Origin of the sequence: Enterobacter sp. RHBSTW-00994 (genome assembly GCF_013782625.1) — a bacterium.
Classification (GTDB): domain Bacteria; phylum Pseudomonadota; class Gammaproteobacteria; order Enterobacterales; family Enterobacteriaceae; genus Enterobacter.
The window spans coordinates 782,032-798,168 of the sequence record NZ_CP056199.1; the positions used below are offsets into that span (position 1 = coordinate 782,032).

Below are 16,137 nucleotides of genomic sequence, written 5' to 3' on the forward strand. Positions count from 1 at the left end.
GACGCATGAGAGCAGCGGCAAAAACGCAAAAACCAAAACGTCAGGAAGAGCAGGCCAACTTTATTAGTTGGCGTTTTGCGTTGCTGTGTGGCTGTATTTTGCTGGCGCTGAGTTTCCTTCTGGGACGCGTGGCGTGGCTACAAATCATCGCACCTGACATGCTGGTACGTCAGGGAGACATGCGTTCTCTTCGCGTGCAGGAGGTATCGACCTCCCGCGGGATGATTACCGATCGCTCAGGCCGTCCATTGGCAGTGAGTGTCCCTGTTAAGGCGATTTGGGCCGATCCCAAAGAATTGCACGATGCGGGTGGTATAACGCTTGATAACCGCTGGAAAGCGCTTTCGGATGCGCTGAAGATGCCACTGGATCAGTTGGCCGCCCGTGTTAATGCCAACCCAAAAGGGCGCTTTATCTATCTGGCTCGTCAGGTCAACCCTGATATGGCGGACTACATTAGAAAGCTGAAGCTGCCGGGCATACACCTGCGTGAAGAGTCTCGTCGTTATTATCCTTCCGGCGAAGTAACCGCTCACCTCATCGGCTTTACCAACGTCGATAGCCAGGGTATTGAAGGTGTTGAAAAAAGCTTTGATAAGTGGCTGACCGGTCAACCAGGCGAGCGTATCGTGCGTAAAGACCGCTATGGCCGTGTCATTGAGGATATCTCTTCCACCGACAGCCAGGCGGCGCACAACCTGGCCCTGAGTATTGATGAACGTTTGCAGGCGCTGGTGTACCGCGAGCTGAATAACGCCGTTGCTTTTAACAAGGCTGAATCCGGCAGTGCCGTGCTGGTGGACGTGAGTACCGGCGAAGTGTTGGCGATGGCGAATAGCCCATCCTATAACCCGAATAATTTTACCGGCACGGCAAAAGATGCCATGCGTAACCGGGCGATCACCGACGTGTTCGAACCGGGCTCAACGGTAAAACCGATGGTGGTGATGACAGCGCTTCAGCGTGGCATCGTCAATGAAAGTACCGTTCTGAATACGATCCCTTACCGAATTAATGGCCACGAGATTAAAGACGTGGCGCGTTACAGCGAATTGACCCTGACAGGGGTTTTGCAGAAGTCGAGTAACGTCGGTGTTTCCAAGCTGGCGTTAGCGATGCCGTCCTCAGCGTTAGTAGAGACTTACTCACGTTTTGGGCTAGGAAAGGCGACCAATTTGGGGTTGGTCGGAGAACGCAGTGGCTTATATCCTCAAAAACAACGGTGGTCTGACATAGAGAGGGCCACCTTCTCTTTCGGCTACGGGCTAATGGTAACGCCGTTACAGTTAGCGCGAGTCTATGCAACGATTGGCAGCTATGGCGTCTATCGCCCGCTGTCGATTACCAAAGTTGATCCACCGGTTCCGGGTGAGCGTATCTTCCCGGAATCCATTGTTCGTACCGTTGTTCATATGATGGAAAGCGTAGCGCTGCCTGGTGGTGGCGGCGTGAAAGCGGCGATTAAAGGTTATCGCATCGCCATTAAAACCGGTACGGCGAAAAAAGTGGGGCCGGATGGCCGCTATATCAACAAATACATTGCCTATACCGCAGGCGTTGCGCCTGCCAGCAATCCGCGTTTTGCGCTCGTGGTCGTTATCAACGACCCACAAGCGGGTAAATACTACGGTGGCGCTGTCTCCGCGCCCGTGTTCGGAGCCATCATGGGCGGCGTTTTGCGCACCATGAATATCGAACCGGATGCGCTGGCGACTGGCGAGAAAAGTGAATATGTAATTAATCAAGGCGAGGGTACAGGTGGCAGATCGTAATTTGCGCGACCTTCTCGCTCCGTGGGTGTCAAATGCACCGGAGCGAGCACTGCGAGAGATGGTACTGGACAGCCGTGCGGCTGCATCTGGCGATCTTTTTGTGGCGGTGGTCGGTCATCAGGCGGACGGGCGTCGATATATCCCGCAGGCGATTGCGCAAGGTGTAGCTGCCATTATTGCTGAGGCTAAAGATGAGGCAACCGACGGCGAAATCCGTGAAATGCACGGTGTGCCGGTTATCTATCTCAGCCAGTTAAATGAGCGTCTCTCCGCGTTGGCGGGACGTTTCTATCACGAGCCTTCCGACCAGTTGCGCCTGGTTGGCGTAACCGGCACTAACGGTAAAACCACCACCACGCAGTTGATGGCGCAATGGAGCCAGTTGTTGGGTGAAACCAGTGCGGTGATGGGAACGGTAGGGAATGGGCTGCTGGGTAAAGTTAACCCGACGGAAAATACCACCGGTTCAGCAGTTGACGTTCAGCATGTTCTGGCGGGTCTTGCAGGACAAGGCGCGACGTTTGCTGCGATGGAAGTCTCTTCACACGGACTGGTGCAGCATCGTGTTGCTGCGCTGAAATTTGCGGCTTCCGTCTTTACCAATTTAAGCCGCGACCACCTCGATTATCATGGTGATATGGAGCATTACGAAGCCGCAAAGTGGCTGCTGTACTCCACACATCACAGCGGTCAGGCGATCATTAATGCTGATGACGAAGTGGGCCGCCGCTGGCTGGCAAAACTGCCGGATGCGGTTGCGGTATCGATGGAAGATCACATTAATCCGAATTGCCGCGGCCGTTGGCTGAAGGCTGTCGAGGTCAATTATCACGATAGCGGCGCAACTATTCGCTTCAACTCCTCATGGGGCGAGGGTGAAATTGAAAGTCGCCTGATGGGGGCTTTTAACGTCAGCAACTTGTTGCTGGCATTGGCCACACTGCTGGCGTTGGGTTATCCGCTGGACGACCTGGTGAAAACCGCTGAACGCCTGCAACCAGTTTGTGGTCGCATGGAAGTGTTTAGTGCTCCAGGTAAACCGACGGTGGTCGTTGACTATGCCCACACACCGGATGCGCTAGAAAAAGCGCTGGAAGCGGCACGTCTGCATTGCGCAGGGAAACTCTGGTGTGTCTTTGGTTGCGGCGGCGATCGCGACAAAGGCAAACGTCCATTGATGGGCGCAATTGCTGAACAGTTCGCTGATATTCCGGTTGTGACCGATGACAACCCACGTACAGAAGAGCCGCGTGCCATCATTAACGACATTCTGGCGGGAATGCTGGATGCAGGTCGAGCACACGTGGTGGAAGGCCGTGCGGAAGCGGTGACAAATGCCATCATGCAAGCGCAGGAGAATGATGTGGTTCTGCTGGCGGGTAAGGGGCATGAAGATTATCAGATCGTCGGAAACCGTCGTCTGGATTACTCCGACCGCGTCACTGCAGCTCGTTTGCTGGGAGTTGTCGCATGATTAGCATCACGCTGAACCAGGCTGCTGCAATCCTGCAGGGCACACTGCATGGTCAGGATCTAACGATTGATGCAGTGACGACAGATACTCGTAAAATTACGGCGGGTTGTCTGTTTGTGGCACTCAAGGGCGAGCGTTTCGACGCACACGATTTTGCAGAACAGGCTAAAGAGAGCGGTGCGGGTGCGCTGCTGGTCAGCCGTAAGCTCGATATCGATCTGCCGCAGATTGTGGTGAAAGATACGCGTCTGGCGTTTGGCGAGCTGGCTGCGTGGGTACGCCAGCAGCTTCCGGCCAGGGTTGTGGCGTTGACGGGATCTTCAGGTAAAACCTCGGTTAAAGAGATGGCTGCGGCGATCCTCGGCCAGTGCGGCAACACGCTATATACCGCAGGAAACCTAAATAATGACATCGGCGTGCCGATGACATTACTTCGCCTCACCAAAGAACATCAATTTGCCGTGATCGAATTAGGGGCAAACCACCAGGGCGAAATTGCCTGGACGGTGAGCCTGACACGCCCGGAAGCCGCGTTGGTGAACAATCTGGCGGCTGCGCACCTGGAAGGTTTTGGTTCGCTGGAAGGTGTCGCCAAAGCCAAAGGTGAGATTTACACCGGCCTGCCGATTGACGGTATCGCGATTATGAATGCCGATAACAATGACTGGCTGAACTGGCAGAGCATTATTGGTGCGCGTAAAACCTGGCGCTTCTCACCGAATGCCGCCAATAGTGATTTTACGGCGACCAATATCCATGTGACCTCACATGGCACGGAATTTACGCTCAATACCCCAACAGGGGGTGTCGATGTTCTGTTGCCGCTGCCGGGACGACACAATATTGCTAATGCGCTGGCTGCTGCAGCCTTATCTATGGCTGTTGGCGCAACACACGACGCGATCAAAACCGGATTGTCGACGCTGAAAGCTGTACCAGGACGTCTGTTCCCGATCCCGCTTGCCGAAAACAAGTTGTTGCTGGATGACTCCTATAACGCGAACGTCGGGTCGATGACAGCGGCTGTACAGGTTCTGTCCGAAATGCCGGGCTATCGTGTGATGGTCGTTGGCGATATGGCTGAACTGGGTGATGAAAGTGAAGCCTGTCATCTCCAGATTGGGGAAGCCGCAAAAGCTGCGAGCCTTGATAGCGTTCTGAGTACCGGGAAACTGAGTCAGGCAATTAGTCAGGCGAGTGGTGTTGGCGAGCATTTTGCGGATAAAGCGGCATTGATTGAACGTCTGAAAACGTTGATTGCTGAAAAACAAATTGTGACTGTGTTAGTGAAAGGTTCACGTAGTGCCGCCATGGAAGAGGTTGTGCACGCATTACAGGAGAACGGAACATGTTAGTTTGGCTGGCCGAACATTTGGTCAAATATTACTCAGGCTTTAACGTCTTTTCCTACCTGACGTTTCGTGCCATCGTCAGCCTGCTGACTGCGCTGTTCATCTCATTGTGGATGGGCCCGCGTATGATCGCCCGTCTGCAAAAACTCTCTTTCGGCCAGGTTGTGCGTAACGATGGTCCGGAGTCGCACTTCAGCAAGCGCGGTACGCCGACCATGGGCGGCATCATGATTCTGACCGCCATCGTCGTATCGGTCCTGTTATGGGCGTATCCGTCTAACCCGTATGTCTGGTGTGTACTGACGGTCCTGATCGGCTACGGCATCATTGGCTTTGTGGATGATTACCGAAAAGTTGTGCGTAAAGATACCAAAGGCCTGATTGCCCGTTGGAAGTATTTCTGGATGTCGGTCATTGCGCTGGGTGTGGCTTTTGCGCTGTACCTTGCAGGAAAAGATACACCAGCCACCGAGCTCGTGGTTCCATTCTTTAAAGACGTGATGCCGCAGTTAGGGCTGTTCTACATTCTGCTGGCTTATTTCGTGATTGTGGGCACGGGTAATGCCGTGAATCTGACGGACGGCCTGGACGGCTTGGCAATCATGCCGACGGTTTTCGTCGCGGCTGGTTTTGCGTTAGTGGCCTGGGCCACCGGTAACATGAACTTTGCCAACTACTTGCACATTCCGTATTTACGTCACGCAGGTGAACTGGTGATCGTCTGTACGGCGATTGTCGGGGCTGGTTTGGGATTCCTGTGGTTCAACACCTATCCGGCTCAGGTATTTATGGGTGATGTTGGCTCGCTGGCACTGGGTGGTGCGCTGGGTATCATTGCTGTGCTGCTGCGTCAGGAGTTTCTGCTGGTGATCATGGGCGGTGTGTTCGTAGTAGAAACGCTGTCGGTCATTTTGCAGGTCGGTTCCTTCAAACTACGTGGACAGCGTATTTTCCGCATGGCGCCGATTCACCACCACTATGAATTGAAAGGCTGGCCAGAACCGCGTGTTATTGTGCGCTTCTGGATTATTTCGCTGATGCTGGTGCTGATTGGCCTGGCAACGCTGAAGGTACGTTAATCATGGCAGATTACCAGGGCAAAAAAGTCGTTATCATCGGGTTGGGCCTGACGGGCCTTTCCTGCGTGGACTTTTTCCTCGCACGGGGCGTGACGCCACGCGTGATGGATACGCGTGTGTCTCCGCCAGGTCTGGATACACTGCCGGAACAGGTTGAACGTCACCTGGGCGGGCTGAATGATGATTGGCTGCTGGCTGCCGATCTCATCGTTGCAAGCCCTGGCATGGCACTGGCACATCCTTCACTCAGCGCTGCGACAGATGCGGGCGTTGAGATTGTTGGAGATATCGAGCTGTTCTGTCGTGAAGCGCAAGCCCCGGTCATCGCCATTACAGGTTCTAACGGCAAAAGCACCGTCACTACCCTGGTCGGGGAGATGGCAAAAGCGGCGGGCATCAATGTAGGCGTTGGTGGCAATATTGGCCTGCCAGCCTTGATGCTGCTGGATAAGGGCTGTGAACTTTATGTTCTGGAACTTTCCAGCTTCCAGTTGGAAACGACCTCAAGCCTACAAGCGGCGGCGGCGACGATCCTGAACGTAACCGAAGATCATATGGATCGCTATCCATTCGGTCTGCAGCAGTATCGTGCGGCGAAACTGCGCGTTTATGAAAATGCCAAAGTTTGCGTGGTCAATGCCGATGACGCCCTGACCATGCCGGTGCGCGGTGCAGACGAACGCTGCATCAGCTTTGGGATCACCATGGGTGATTATCATCTGAACCGCCAGCAGGGCGAGACCTGGCTGCGCGTGAAGGGTGAAAAAGTGCTGAACGTGAAAGAGATGACGCTTTCCGGCCAGCATAACTACACCAATGCGCTGGCGGCGTTGGCACTGGCTGATGCTGTCGGTTTGCCGCGTTCTTCCAGCCTGAAAGCACTGACCACCTTTACGGGTCTGGCACACCGCTTCCAGCTGGCGCTGGAACACAACGGTGTGCGCTGGATTAACGACTCCAAAGCGACCAATGTTGGCAGTACGGAAGCGGCACTAAATGGTCTGCACGTTGATGGCACATTACATCTGCTGTTGGGTGGTGATGGTAAATCAGCGGACTTCTCTTCGCTGAAGCATTATCTGGCGGGAGATAACATCCGTCTTTACTGTTTTGGTCGTGATGGTAGCGAACTGGCTGACTTGCGCCCTGAAATCGCCGAGCAAACCGAGACAATGGAGCAGGCAATACAGTTGATTGCTCCGCGCGTTAAGCCTGGCGATATGGTACTGCTCTCTCCGGCGTGTGCAAGTCTCGATCAGTTTAAGAATTTCGAACAGCGTGGTGATGTCTTTACCCGTCTGGCGAAGGAGTTAGGCTGATGCGTTTATCTCTCCCTCGCCTCAAAATGCCGCGCCTGCCAGGATTTGGGATCCTGACGTGGCTGTTTGCGGCACTGAAAGGCTGGGTGATGGGCTCTCGGGAGAAGGATACCGACAGCCTGATCATGTACGATCGCACATTGTTCTGGCTCACTCTGGGGCTGGCTGCCGTGGGCTTTATCATGGTGACATCAGCATCAATGCCTGTAGGTCAGCGACTGGCAAACGATCCTTTTCTGTTCGCCAAACGTGACGGTTTGTACATCATTCTGGCGTTCTGCCTGGCAATGGTAACGTTACGCCTGCCGATGGAATTCTGGCAGCGCCACAGTACAGCTATGCTGATTGCCTCGATTATCATGCTGTTGATTGTACTGGTAGTGGGGAGCTCAGTTAACGGTGCATCACGCTGGATTGCGTTTGGTCCACTGCGTATTCAGCCAGCAGAGTTCACCAAATTATCGTTGTTCTGCTATCTGGCTAACTATCTCGTACGAAAAGTTGACGAAGTACGTAATAACCTCCGTGGCTTCTTAAAACCGATGGGGGTGATCCTGGTGCTCGCGGTCTTGCTGCTGGCGCAGCCTGACCTGGGTACGGTGGTGGTGCTGTTTGTAACCACATTAGCCATGCTGTTCCTGGCGGGGGCGAAATTATGGCAGTTCATTGCCATCATCGGCATGGGGATTTCGGCGGTCGTACTGTTGATCCTCGCCGAACCTTACCGTATTCGCCGTGTGACCTCTTTCTGGAACCCATGGGAAGATCCATTTGGCAGTGGTTACCAGCTGACTCAGTCTTTGATGGCCTTTGGTCGAGGCGAGGTTTGGGGCCAGGGGCTGGGCAATTCAGTGCAGAAACTGGAGTATTTGCCTGAAGCACATACCGACTTCATCTTCTCCATTATTGGGGAAGAACTGGGTTATATCGGTGTGGTATTGGCACTATTAATGGTATTCTTCGTCGCTTTCCGTGCCATGTCGATTGGCAGGAAAGCGCTGGAAATCGATCACCGCTTCTCAGGTTTCTTAGCCTGCTCAATAGGTATCTGGTTTAGCTTCCAGGCATTGGTAAACGTAGGGGCCGCAGCGGGTATGCTGCCGACCAAGGGCCTGACGTTGCCGCTTATCAGTTATGGTGGTTCCAGTCTGTTGATTATGTCGACGGCCATCATGTTGTTGTTACGCATAGATTATGAGACGCGTCTGGAAAAAGCTCAGGCGTTTACGCGAGGTTCACGATGAATCAACCGAAGCGGTTAATGGTGATGGCGGGAGGGACTGGCGGGCATGTGTTCCCAGGGCTTGCTGTCGCGCACCATTTAATGGACCAGGGCTGGCAGGTTCGCTGGCTGGGAACCGCCGATCGCATGGAAGCCGATCTCGTACCGAAACACGGTATTGAGATCGATTTTATCCGCATTTCCGGATTACGCGGCAAAGGGATCAAGGCACTACTTCTGGCTCCGGTGCGTATTTTTAACGCCTGGCGTCAGGCGCGCACCATTATGAAGCGTTTCAAGCCGGATGTGGTGTTAGGTATGGGCGGCTATGTTTCAGGTCCGGGTGGACTCGCTGCGTGGTCGCTGGGTATTCCTGTTGTGCTACACGAACAGAATGGCATTGCCGGACTGACCAACAAGTGGCTGGCGAAAATTGCCACCAAAGTGATGCAGGCCTTCCCTGGTGCATTTCCTAAAGCCGATGTGGTTGGCAACCCGGTTCGTGTAGATGTACTGGCGCTGCCATTACCTGACTCTCGTCTTGCGGGCCGTGAAGGGCCGGTTCGTGTGTTGGTCGTGGGTGGCTCTCAAGGGGCTCGTATTCTTAACCAGACGATGCCGCAGGTTGCAGAGAAACTGGGTGATGCAGTGACTATCTGGCATCAAAGCGGCAAAGGTGCGCAACAGACAGTAGAACAAGCTTATGCTGAAGCTGGGCAACCGCAGCATAAGGTGACTGAATTTATTGATGACATGGCTGCGGCTTATGCCTGGGCCGATGTCGTGGTATGCCGCTCTGGGGCGCTTACCGTGAGTGAGATTGCTGCAGCTGGCTTGCCTGCGCTGTTTGTCCCTTTTCAGCACAAAGACAGGCAGCAGTACTGGAATGCGCTTCCGCTTGAGAAAGCGGGAGCCGCGAAAATATTTGAACAGCCACAATTTACCGCAGATGCGGTCGCCACCACCCTGGCGGGCTGGAATCGGGAAGCATTGCTGGATATGGCACAACGTGCTCGCGCGGCGGCTATTCCCGATGCGACAGAGCGGGTGGCTAAAGAAGTGAGACTGGCCGCACAGGCTTAACCCTCGCAGCGCGTGTTGCGCTGCACGTTTTTTTTGAAGTAGTCGATGGCGTTTAGAGAATGAATACACAACAACTGGCGAAACTGCGTTCAATCGTGCCCGAGATGCGTCGCGTCCGGCACATTCACTTCGTTGGCATCGGTGGTGCTGGCATGGGCGGTATTGCCGAAGTGTTAGCTAACGAAGGTTACCAGATCAGTGGTTCCGATCTGGCACCAAACCCTGTTACGCAGCAGTTGACGGCGCTTGGGGCGACGATCTATTTCAACCATCGTCCAGAAAACGTGCGTGACGCGAGTGTGGTTGTGGTATCCAGCGCCATCTCTTCCGATAACCCTGAGATTGTTGCCGCACATGAAGCGCGTATCCCGGTGATTCGTCGCGCAGAAATGCTGGCAGAACTGATGCGTTTTCGTCATGGCATTGCGGTTGCCGGGACCCATGGTAAAACCACCACGACGGCAATGGTATCCAGCATTTATGCGGAAGCGGGGCTTGATCCGACGTTTGTTAACGGTGGTTTGGTGAAGGCGGCGGGTGTACATGCACGCCTGGGTCATAGCCGTTACCTGATTGCTGAAGCGGATGAAAGTGATGCATCTTTCCTGCACTTACAGCCAATGGTGGCGATTGTCACCAACATCGAAGCTGACCATATGGATACCTACCAGGGCGACTTCGAGAACTTAAAGCAGACGTTCATTAACTTCCTGCACAACCTGCCGTTCTATGGACGCGCGGTGATGTGCGTTGATGACCTTGTGATCCGTGAACTGCTGCCACGTGTTGGCCGTCAAATAACTACCTATGGATTCAGTGAAGACGCTGACGTCCGTGTGGAAGATTACAAACAAGTTGGTGCTCAGGGGCATTTCACACTGGCACGCCAGGATAAAGCATTGTTGCATGTGACGCTGAATGCGCCGGGCCGCCATAATGCATTGAACGCGGCCGCGGCGGTTGCGGTTGCGACTGAAGAAGGCATTGACGACGAGGCTATTTTACGCGCACTGGAAAGTTTTCAGGGAACGGGCCGCCGTTTTGATTTCCTCGGCGAATTCCCGCTGGATAGCGTAAACGGTAAATCCGGTACGGCAATGCTGGTTGATGACTACGGCCACCATCCGACAGAAGTCGATGCCACGATTAAAGCAGCACGCGCAGGTTGGCCAGATAAAAACCTGGTGATGATTTTCCAGCCGCATCGTTTTACCCGTACCCGCGATCTGTATGACGATTTTGCCAGCGTGTTGTCTCAGGTTGATACGTTGCTGATGTTGGATGTTTATTCTGCGGGTGAAAGTCCTATTCCAGGGGCTGATAGCCGTTCTTTGTGTCGCACCATTCGTGGACGCGGTAAAGTAGACCCTATTTTGGTGTCCGATCCTGCTCAGGCCGCGGCAATTTTGGCTCCTGTGTTGACCGGTAACGATTTGATTCTCATCCAGGGCGCAGGAAATATTGGCAAAATCGCCCGTACCTTAGCTGAAATCAAACTGAAGCCGCAAACTCCGGAGGATGAACGCCATGGCTGATAAGATTGCAGTCCTGCTCGGCGGAACCTCTGCGGAGCGCGAAGTCTCACTGAACTCTGGCGCAGCTGTTGTGGCTGGCCTGCGTGAAGGCGGAGTGAATGCTCACCCTGTCGATCCTAAAGAGGTGGATGTCACGCAGCTAAAAGCGATGGGCTTCGATAAAGCCTTTATTGCACTTCATGGTCGCGGCGGTGAAGACGGCACGTTACAGGGGTTGCTTGATTTAATTGGTCTTCCCTATACCGGCAGCGGAGTGATGGCGTCCGCTATCTCTATGGACAAATTGCGCAGCAAATTACTGTGGCAGGGCGCAGGTCTGCCTGTCGCTCCATGGGTGGCGTTGACGCGACGCGAATTTGAAATGGGCCTTCAGGATAGCGTTAATACACGCATTGTGGCGCTAGGGTTACCGGTTATTGTAAAGCCCAGCCGCGAAGGTTCGAGTGTAGGGATGTCAAAAGTCGACAAAGCGGGTGATTTGTCTGCTGCCTTAGCATTGGCATTTCAACATGATGAAGAAGTTTTGATTGAAAAATGGCTCAGCGGGCCAGAATTTACCGTTGCGATGCTCGGTGAAGAAATTTTACCGTCAATTCGTATCCAACCGGCTGGAACCTTCTATGATTATGAGGCGAAGTATCTCTCTGATGAGACGCAATATTTCTGCCCAAGTGGTCTGGAAGTTGAACGCGAAACGGATTTGCAGTCCCTGGTGCTTAAAGCCTGGAATGTTCTGGGGTGTCGCGGCTGGGGGCGAATTGATGTCATGCTCGATAGTGACGGACAATTTTACTTGTTAGAGGCGAATACTTCACCAGGCATGACCAGCCACAGCCTCGTGCCAATGGCAGCGCGTCAGGCGGGAATGAGCTTCTCACAGCTAGTCGTACGTATTTTGGACCAGGCAGGCTGATATGTCTCAGGCTGCCTTGAACACGCGCAACCGCGAAGAGGAAGAAGAGTATTCCTCCCGGCGGAGTAATGGAACGCGTCTTGCAGGGATCATTTTCCTGCTCGGTGTGCTGTGCACCGTGTTTATCAGCGGCTGGATGGTACTGGGCTGGATGGAAGATGCACAACGGTTACCCCTGTCAAAACTGGTGGTCACCGGAGAACGTCACTACACGCGTAATGATGACATCCGCCAGTCAATTCTGGCGTTGGGGTCGCCTGGCACGTTCATGACTCAGGACGTCAATATTATCCAGAGCCAGATTGAACGTCTGCCGTGGATAAAACAGGCGAGTGTAAGAAAGCAATGGCCTGATGAATTGAAGATTCATCTGGTTGAATATGTGCCCATTGCGCGCTGGAATGATCAGCACATGGTTGACGTAGATGGAAACTCCTTTAGCGTCCCAAGCGATCGTGTCAGTAAGCAAAATTTACCGATGTTGTACGGCCCGGAAGGTAGTGAAAACGAAGTGTTACAGGGTTTTCGTGATATGGGGCAGGTGCTGGCTAAGGACAGATTTACGTTAAAAGATGCAGCAATGACGGCACGCCGCTCATGGCAACTGACTTTAACGAATGGAATTAAGCTCAATCTTGGCCGTGGCGACACGATGAAGCGTCTGGCGCGTTTTGTGGAACTTTACCCGGTTTTACAGCAGCAGGCACAGACTGACGGCAAACGGATAAGCTACGTTGATTTGCGTTATGACTCAGGCGCAGCAGTCGGTTGGGTTCCGGCTCCGGTTGAGGAACCTAATCAGCAACAGAATCAGGCACAGGTACAGGCAGAACAACAATGATCAAGGCGACGGACAGAAAACTGGTAGTTGGACTGGAGATTGGGACCGCGAAGGTTGCCGCTTTAGTAGGGGAAGTTCTGCCCGACGGTATGGTCAATATCATTGGTGTGGGAAGTTGCCCGTCCCGTGGTATGGATAAAGGTGGGGTAAACGATCTTGAGTCGGTGGTGAAATGCGTACAGCGTGCCATCGATCAGGCTGAGTTAATGGCAGATTGCCAGATTTCCTCTGTCTATCTGGCTCTTTCTGGCAAGCATATTAGCTGCCAGAATGAAATCGGCATGGTTCCGATTTCAGAAGAAGAAGTGACGCAAGAAGACGTTGAAAACGTTGTGCACACGGCGAAATCTGTGCGCGTTCGCGATGAGCATCGCGTGCTTCACGTGATTCCGCAGGAATATGCGATCGACTATCAAGAGGGGATCAAGAACCCAGTCGGTCTTTCTGGCGTCCGGATGCAGGCAAAAGTGCACTTAATTACGTGTCACAACGACATGGCGAAGAACATTGTTAAAGCCGTTGAACGTTGTGGCCTGAAAGTTGACCAACTTATTTTCGCCGGTCTGGCAGCAAGCTATTCTGTGCTGACCGAAGACGAACGTGAATTAGGCGTCTGTGTGGTCGATATTGGTGGTGGTACAATGGATATGGCCGTGTATACCGGCGGAGCCTTGCGCCACACAAAAGTTATCCCTTATGCAGGGAATGTTGTCACCAGCGATATTGCCTACGCCTTTGGTACGCCACCGAGCGATGCAGAGGCCATCAAGGTACGCCATGGATGTGCACTGGGTTCTATCGTCGGTAAAGATGAGAGCGTTGAAGTGCCAAGCGTAGGGGGGCGTCCGCCACGCAGCCTGCAACGCCAGACGCTGGCTGAGGTCATTGAGCCTCGTTACACCGAGTTGCTCAACCTGGTCAACGAAGAGATTTTGCAGTTACAGGAACAGCTTCGCCAGCAGGGTGTTAAACACCATCTTGCCGCGGGGATTGTATTAACCGGCGGTGCGGCGCAAATTGAAGGTCTTGCGGCCTGCGCTCAGCGCGTGTTCCATACACAAGTGCGTATTGGTGCACCGCTGAATATCACCGGTTTAACGGATTATGCTCAGGAGCCGTACTATTCAACGGCTGTGGGCCTGCTTCATTATGGGAAAGAATCCCATCTTAGTGGCGAAGCAGAAGTGGAAAAGCGAGTGTCAGTGGGGTCGTGGGTCAAACGACTCAATACCTGGCTGCGAAAAGAGTTTTAATTTTTTTAAGAGACCAGAGAAAATTAGCGGTCTCGGGCGACAGGCACAAAACGGAGAGAAATTATGTTTGAACCTATGGAATTGACCAACGACGCGGTGATTAAAGTCATCGGCGTCGGTGGCGGCGGCGGTAATGCCGTAGAGCATATGGTGCGTGAGCGTATTGAAGGTGTTGAATTTTTTGCGGTTAACACCGATGCACAGGCACTGCGTAAGACGGCTGTAGGCCAGACTATTCAGATCGGCGGTGGCATCACCAAAGGTCTGGGCGCTGGAGCTAACCCAGAAGTTGGGCGTAATGCTGCCGAAGAAGATCGTGAAGCCCTGCGTGCTGCACTGGAAGGTGCGGACATGGTATTTATCGCCGCAGGTATGGGCGGTGGTACTGGAACAGGTGCTGCACCGGTTGTTGCTGAAGTAGCAAAAGATTTAGGTATTCTGACCGTTGCTGTTGTGACTAAGCCTTTCAACTTTGAAGGCAAGAAGCGTATGGCATTCGCGGAGCAGGGTATCACTGAGTTGTCCAAGCATGTGGACTCTCTGATTACCATCCCGAACGACAAACTGCTGAAAGTGCTGGGTCGCGGTATCTCCCTGCTGGATGCGTTTGGCGCAGCGAACGATGTGCTCAAAGGTGCAGTTCAGGGTATCGCTGAGCTGATCACGCGTCCGGGTCTGATGAACGTTGACTTTGCAGACGTTCGCACCGTGATGTCTGAAATGGGCTATGCGATGATGGGTTCTGGTGTGGCGAGCGGTGAAGACCGTGCTGAAGAAGCGGCTGAAATGGCTATCTCTTCTCCACTGCTGGAAGACATCGACCTGTCTGGTGCGCGCGGCGTTCTGGTCAACATCACTGCTGGCTTTGACCTGCGTCTGGATGAGTTCGAAACGGTGGGTAACACTATTCGTGCGTTCGCATCGGATAACGCAACTGTTGTTATCGGTACTTCCCTTGATCCGGAAATGAACGATGAACTGCGTGTGACTGTGGTAGCTACTGGTATCGGCATGGACAAACGTCCAGAGATCACCCTGGTGACCAATAAGCAGACTCAGCAGCCCGTGATGGATCGTTACCAGCAGCACGGTATGGCTCCACTGACTCAAGAGCAGAAACCGGCCGCTAAAGTGGTGAACGACAATACGCCGCAAACCGCGAAAGAGCCAGATTATCTGGATATCCCAGCGTTCCTGCGCAAGCAAGCTGACTAAGAATTGGCTGGAATTTGGGGATTTTCGCTCTTTGTGCTAAACTGGCCCATCGATAGTGATATACACTCTCGGTTGGATAGGTAATTTGGCGAGATTATACGATGATCAAACAAAGGACACTTAAACGTATCGTTCAGGCGACTGGCGTCGGTTTGCATACCGGCAAGAAAGTCACACTGACGTTACGCCCTGCGCCGGCCAATACCGGGGTCATCTATCGTCGCACCGACTTGAATCCACCGGTAGATTTTCCGGCTGATGCCAAATCTGTGCGTGATACTATGCTCTGTACTTGCCTGGTGAATGAGCATGACGTGCGGATTTCTACCGTAGAGCACCTGAACGCTGCCCTGGCTGGTTTGGGTATCGACAACATTATGATTGAAGTCGATGCACCAGAAATCCCAATCATGGATGGTAGTGCTGCTCCGTTCGTTTATTTATTGCTGGATGCCGGCATTGAAGAACTGAACTGTGCGAAGAAATTTGTTCGCATCAAAGAGACGGTTCGTGTTGAAGATGGCGATAAGTGGGCTGAGTTCAAGCCGTTTAATGGTTTTTCGTTGGACTTTACCATCGATTTCAACCATCCGGCGATTGATGCCAGTACCCAACGCTATGCAATGAACTTCTCTGCTGATGCGTTTATGCGCCAGATTAGTCGTGCGCGTACTTTCGGTTTCATGCGTGATATCGAATATCTGCAGTCCCGTGGTTTGTGCCTGGGCGGCAGCTTCGATTGTGCCATCGTTGTTGACGATTATCGCGTATTGAACGAAGACGGTCTGCGTTTTGAAGACGAATTTGTTCGTCACAAAATGCTCGATGCAATTGGTGATCTGTTCATGTGTGGTCACAACATCATTGGTGCATTTACCGCGTTTAAATCCGGTCATGCACTGAACAACAAATTGTTGCAGGCCGTCCTGGCAAAACAGGAAGCCTGGGAATATGTGACCTTCCAGGACGACGCAGAATTGCCTCTGGCATTCAAAGCACCGAATCTGGTTCTGGCATAACGGTTAATCCCGTTTCGTAAAATCGACTGATTTATCTGGTACTCTCTCCGGCCAGGTGAA

The 16,137-nt window shown here is 53.1% G+C and carries 13 protein-coding genes; all 13 read left to right on the forward strand.

What is annotated here, in order from left to right; translation table 11 throughout:
* The first annotated feature begins 5 nt into the window (after positions 1-5).
* Positions 6-1,772 carry a peptidoglycan glycosyltransferase FtsI gene (locus tag HV346_RS03710; protein WP_181622245.1) on the forward strand — a complete coding sequence of 589 codons (1,767 nt, stop codon included), beginning with the start codon at positions 6-8 and terminating at the stop codon, positions 1,770-1,772.
* Entirely contained in the window at positions 1,759-3,246 is a 1,488-nt protein-coding gene (gene murE, locus HV346_RS03715; RefSeq protein WP_181622246.1) for a UDP-N-acetylmuramoyl-L-alanyl-D-glutamate--2,6-diaminopimelate ligase, read from the forward strand. Before HV346_RS03710 ends, murE begins: the two co-directional genes overlap by 14 nt.
* Complete coding sequence (gene murF / locus HV346_RS03720; RefSeq protein WP_181622247.1) at positions 3,243-4,601, forward strand: UDP-N-acetylmuramoyl-tripeptide--D-alanyl-D-alanine ligase; 1,359 nt, start codon at positions 3,243-3,245, stop codon at positions 4,599-4,601. Before murE ends, murF begins: the two co-directional genes overlap by 4 nt.
* Positions 4,595-5,677, forward strand: a complete 1,083-nt coding sequence (gene mraY / locus HV346_RS03725; RefSeq protein ID WP_028016681.1) for a phospho-N-acetylmuramoyl-pentapeptide-transferase — start codon at positions 4,595-4,597, stop codon at positions 5,675-5,677. Before murF ends, mraY begins: the two co-directional genes overlap by 7 nt.
* Before the next feature lie 2 nt (positions 5,678-5,679).
* The gene (gene murD, locus HV346_RS03730; RefSeq protein WP_181622248.1) at positions 5,680-6,996 is read left to right on the forward strand and encodes a UDP-N-acetylmuramoyl-L-alanine--D-glutamate ligase; all 1,317 of its coding nucleotides are present in this window, start codon (positions 5,680-5,682) and stop codon (positions 6,994-6,996) included.
* Positions 6,996-8,240 (forward strand): cell division protein FtsW, encoded by a 1,245-nt coding sequence (ftsW, locus tag HV346_RS03735; protein ID WP_181622249.1) that lies wholly within the window; start codon positions 6,996-6,998, stop codon positions 8,238-8,240. Before murD ends, ftsW begins: the two co-directional genes overlap by 1 nt.
* The gene (gene murG, locus HV346_RS03740) at positions 8,237-9,301 is read left to right on the forward strand and encodes an undecaprenyldiphospho-muramoylpentapeptide beta-N-acetylglucosaminyltransferase (RefSeq protein WP_181622250.1); all 1,065 of its coding nucleotides are present in this window, start codon (positions 8,237-8,239) and stop codon (positions 9,299-9,301) included. Before ftsW ends, murG begins: the two co-directional genes overlap by 4 nt.
* 59 nt (positions 9,302-9,360) lie before the next feature.
* Positions 9,361-10,836, forward strand: a complete 1,476-nt coding sequence (gene murC / locus HV346_RS03745; RefSeq protein WP_181622251.1) for a UDP-N-acetylmuramate--L-alanine ligase — start codon at positions 9,361-9,363, stop codon at positions 10,834-10,836.
* Positions 10,829-11,749, forward strand: coding sequence for a D-alanine--D-alanine ligase (locus tag HV346_RS03750; RefSeq protein ID WP_181622252.1), 921 nt, complete (start codon positions 10,829-10,831; stop codon positions 11,747-11,749). Before murC ends, HV346_RS03750 begins: the two co-directional genes overlap by 8 nt.
* 1 nt (position 11,750) lies before the next feature.
* On the forward strand, positions 11,751-12,590 hold the full coding sequence (ftsQ, locus tag HV346_RS03755) for a cell division protein FtsQ (RefSeq protein ID WP_181622253.1): 840 nt from the start codon (positions 11,751-11,753) through the stop codon (positions 12,588-12,590).
* Complete coding sequence (ftsA, locus tag HV346_RS03760; RefSeq protein ID WP_010426970.1) at positions 12,587-13,843, forward strand: cell division protein FtsA; 1,257 nt, start codon at positions 12,587-12,589, stop codon at positions 13,841-13,843. Before ftsQ ends, ftsA begins: the two co-directional genes overlap by 4 nt.
* A gap of 63 nt (positions 13,844-13,906) precedes the next feature.
* Positions 13,907-15,058 carry a cell division protein FtsZ gene (ftsZ, locus tag HV346_RS03765; RefSeq protein WP_181622254.1) on the forward strand — a complete coding sequence of 384 codons (1,152 nt, stop codon included), beginning with the start codon at positions 13,907-13,909 and terminating at the stop codon, positions 15,056-15,058.
* 101 nt (positions 15,059-15,159) lie between these two features.
* Positions 15,160-16,077, forward strand: coding sequence for a UDP-3-O-acyl-N-acetylglucosamine deacetylase (gene lpxC, locus HV346_RS03770; RefSeq protein WP_181622255.1), 918 nt, complete (start codon positions 15,160-15,162; stop codon positions 16,075-16,077).
* The last annotated feature ends 60 nt before the right edge of the window (positions 16,078-16,137 follow it).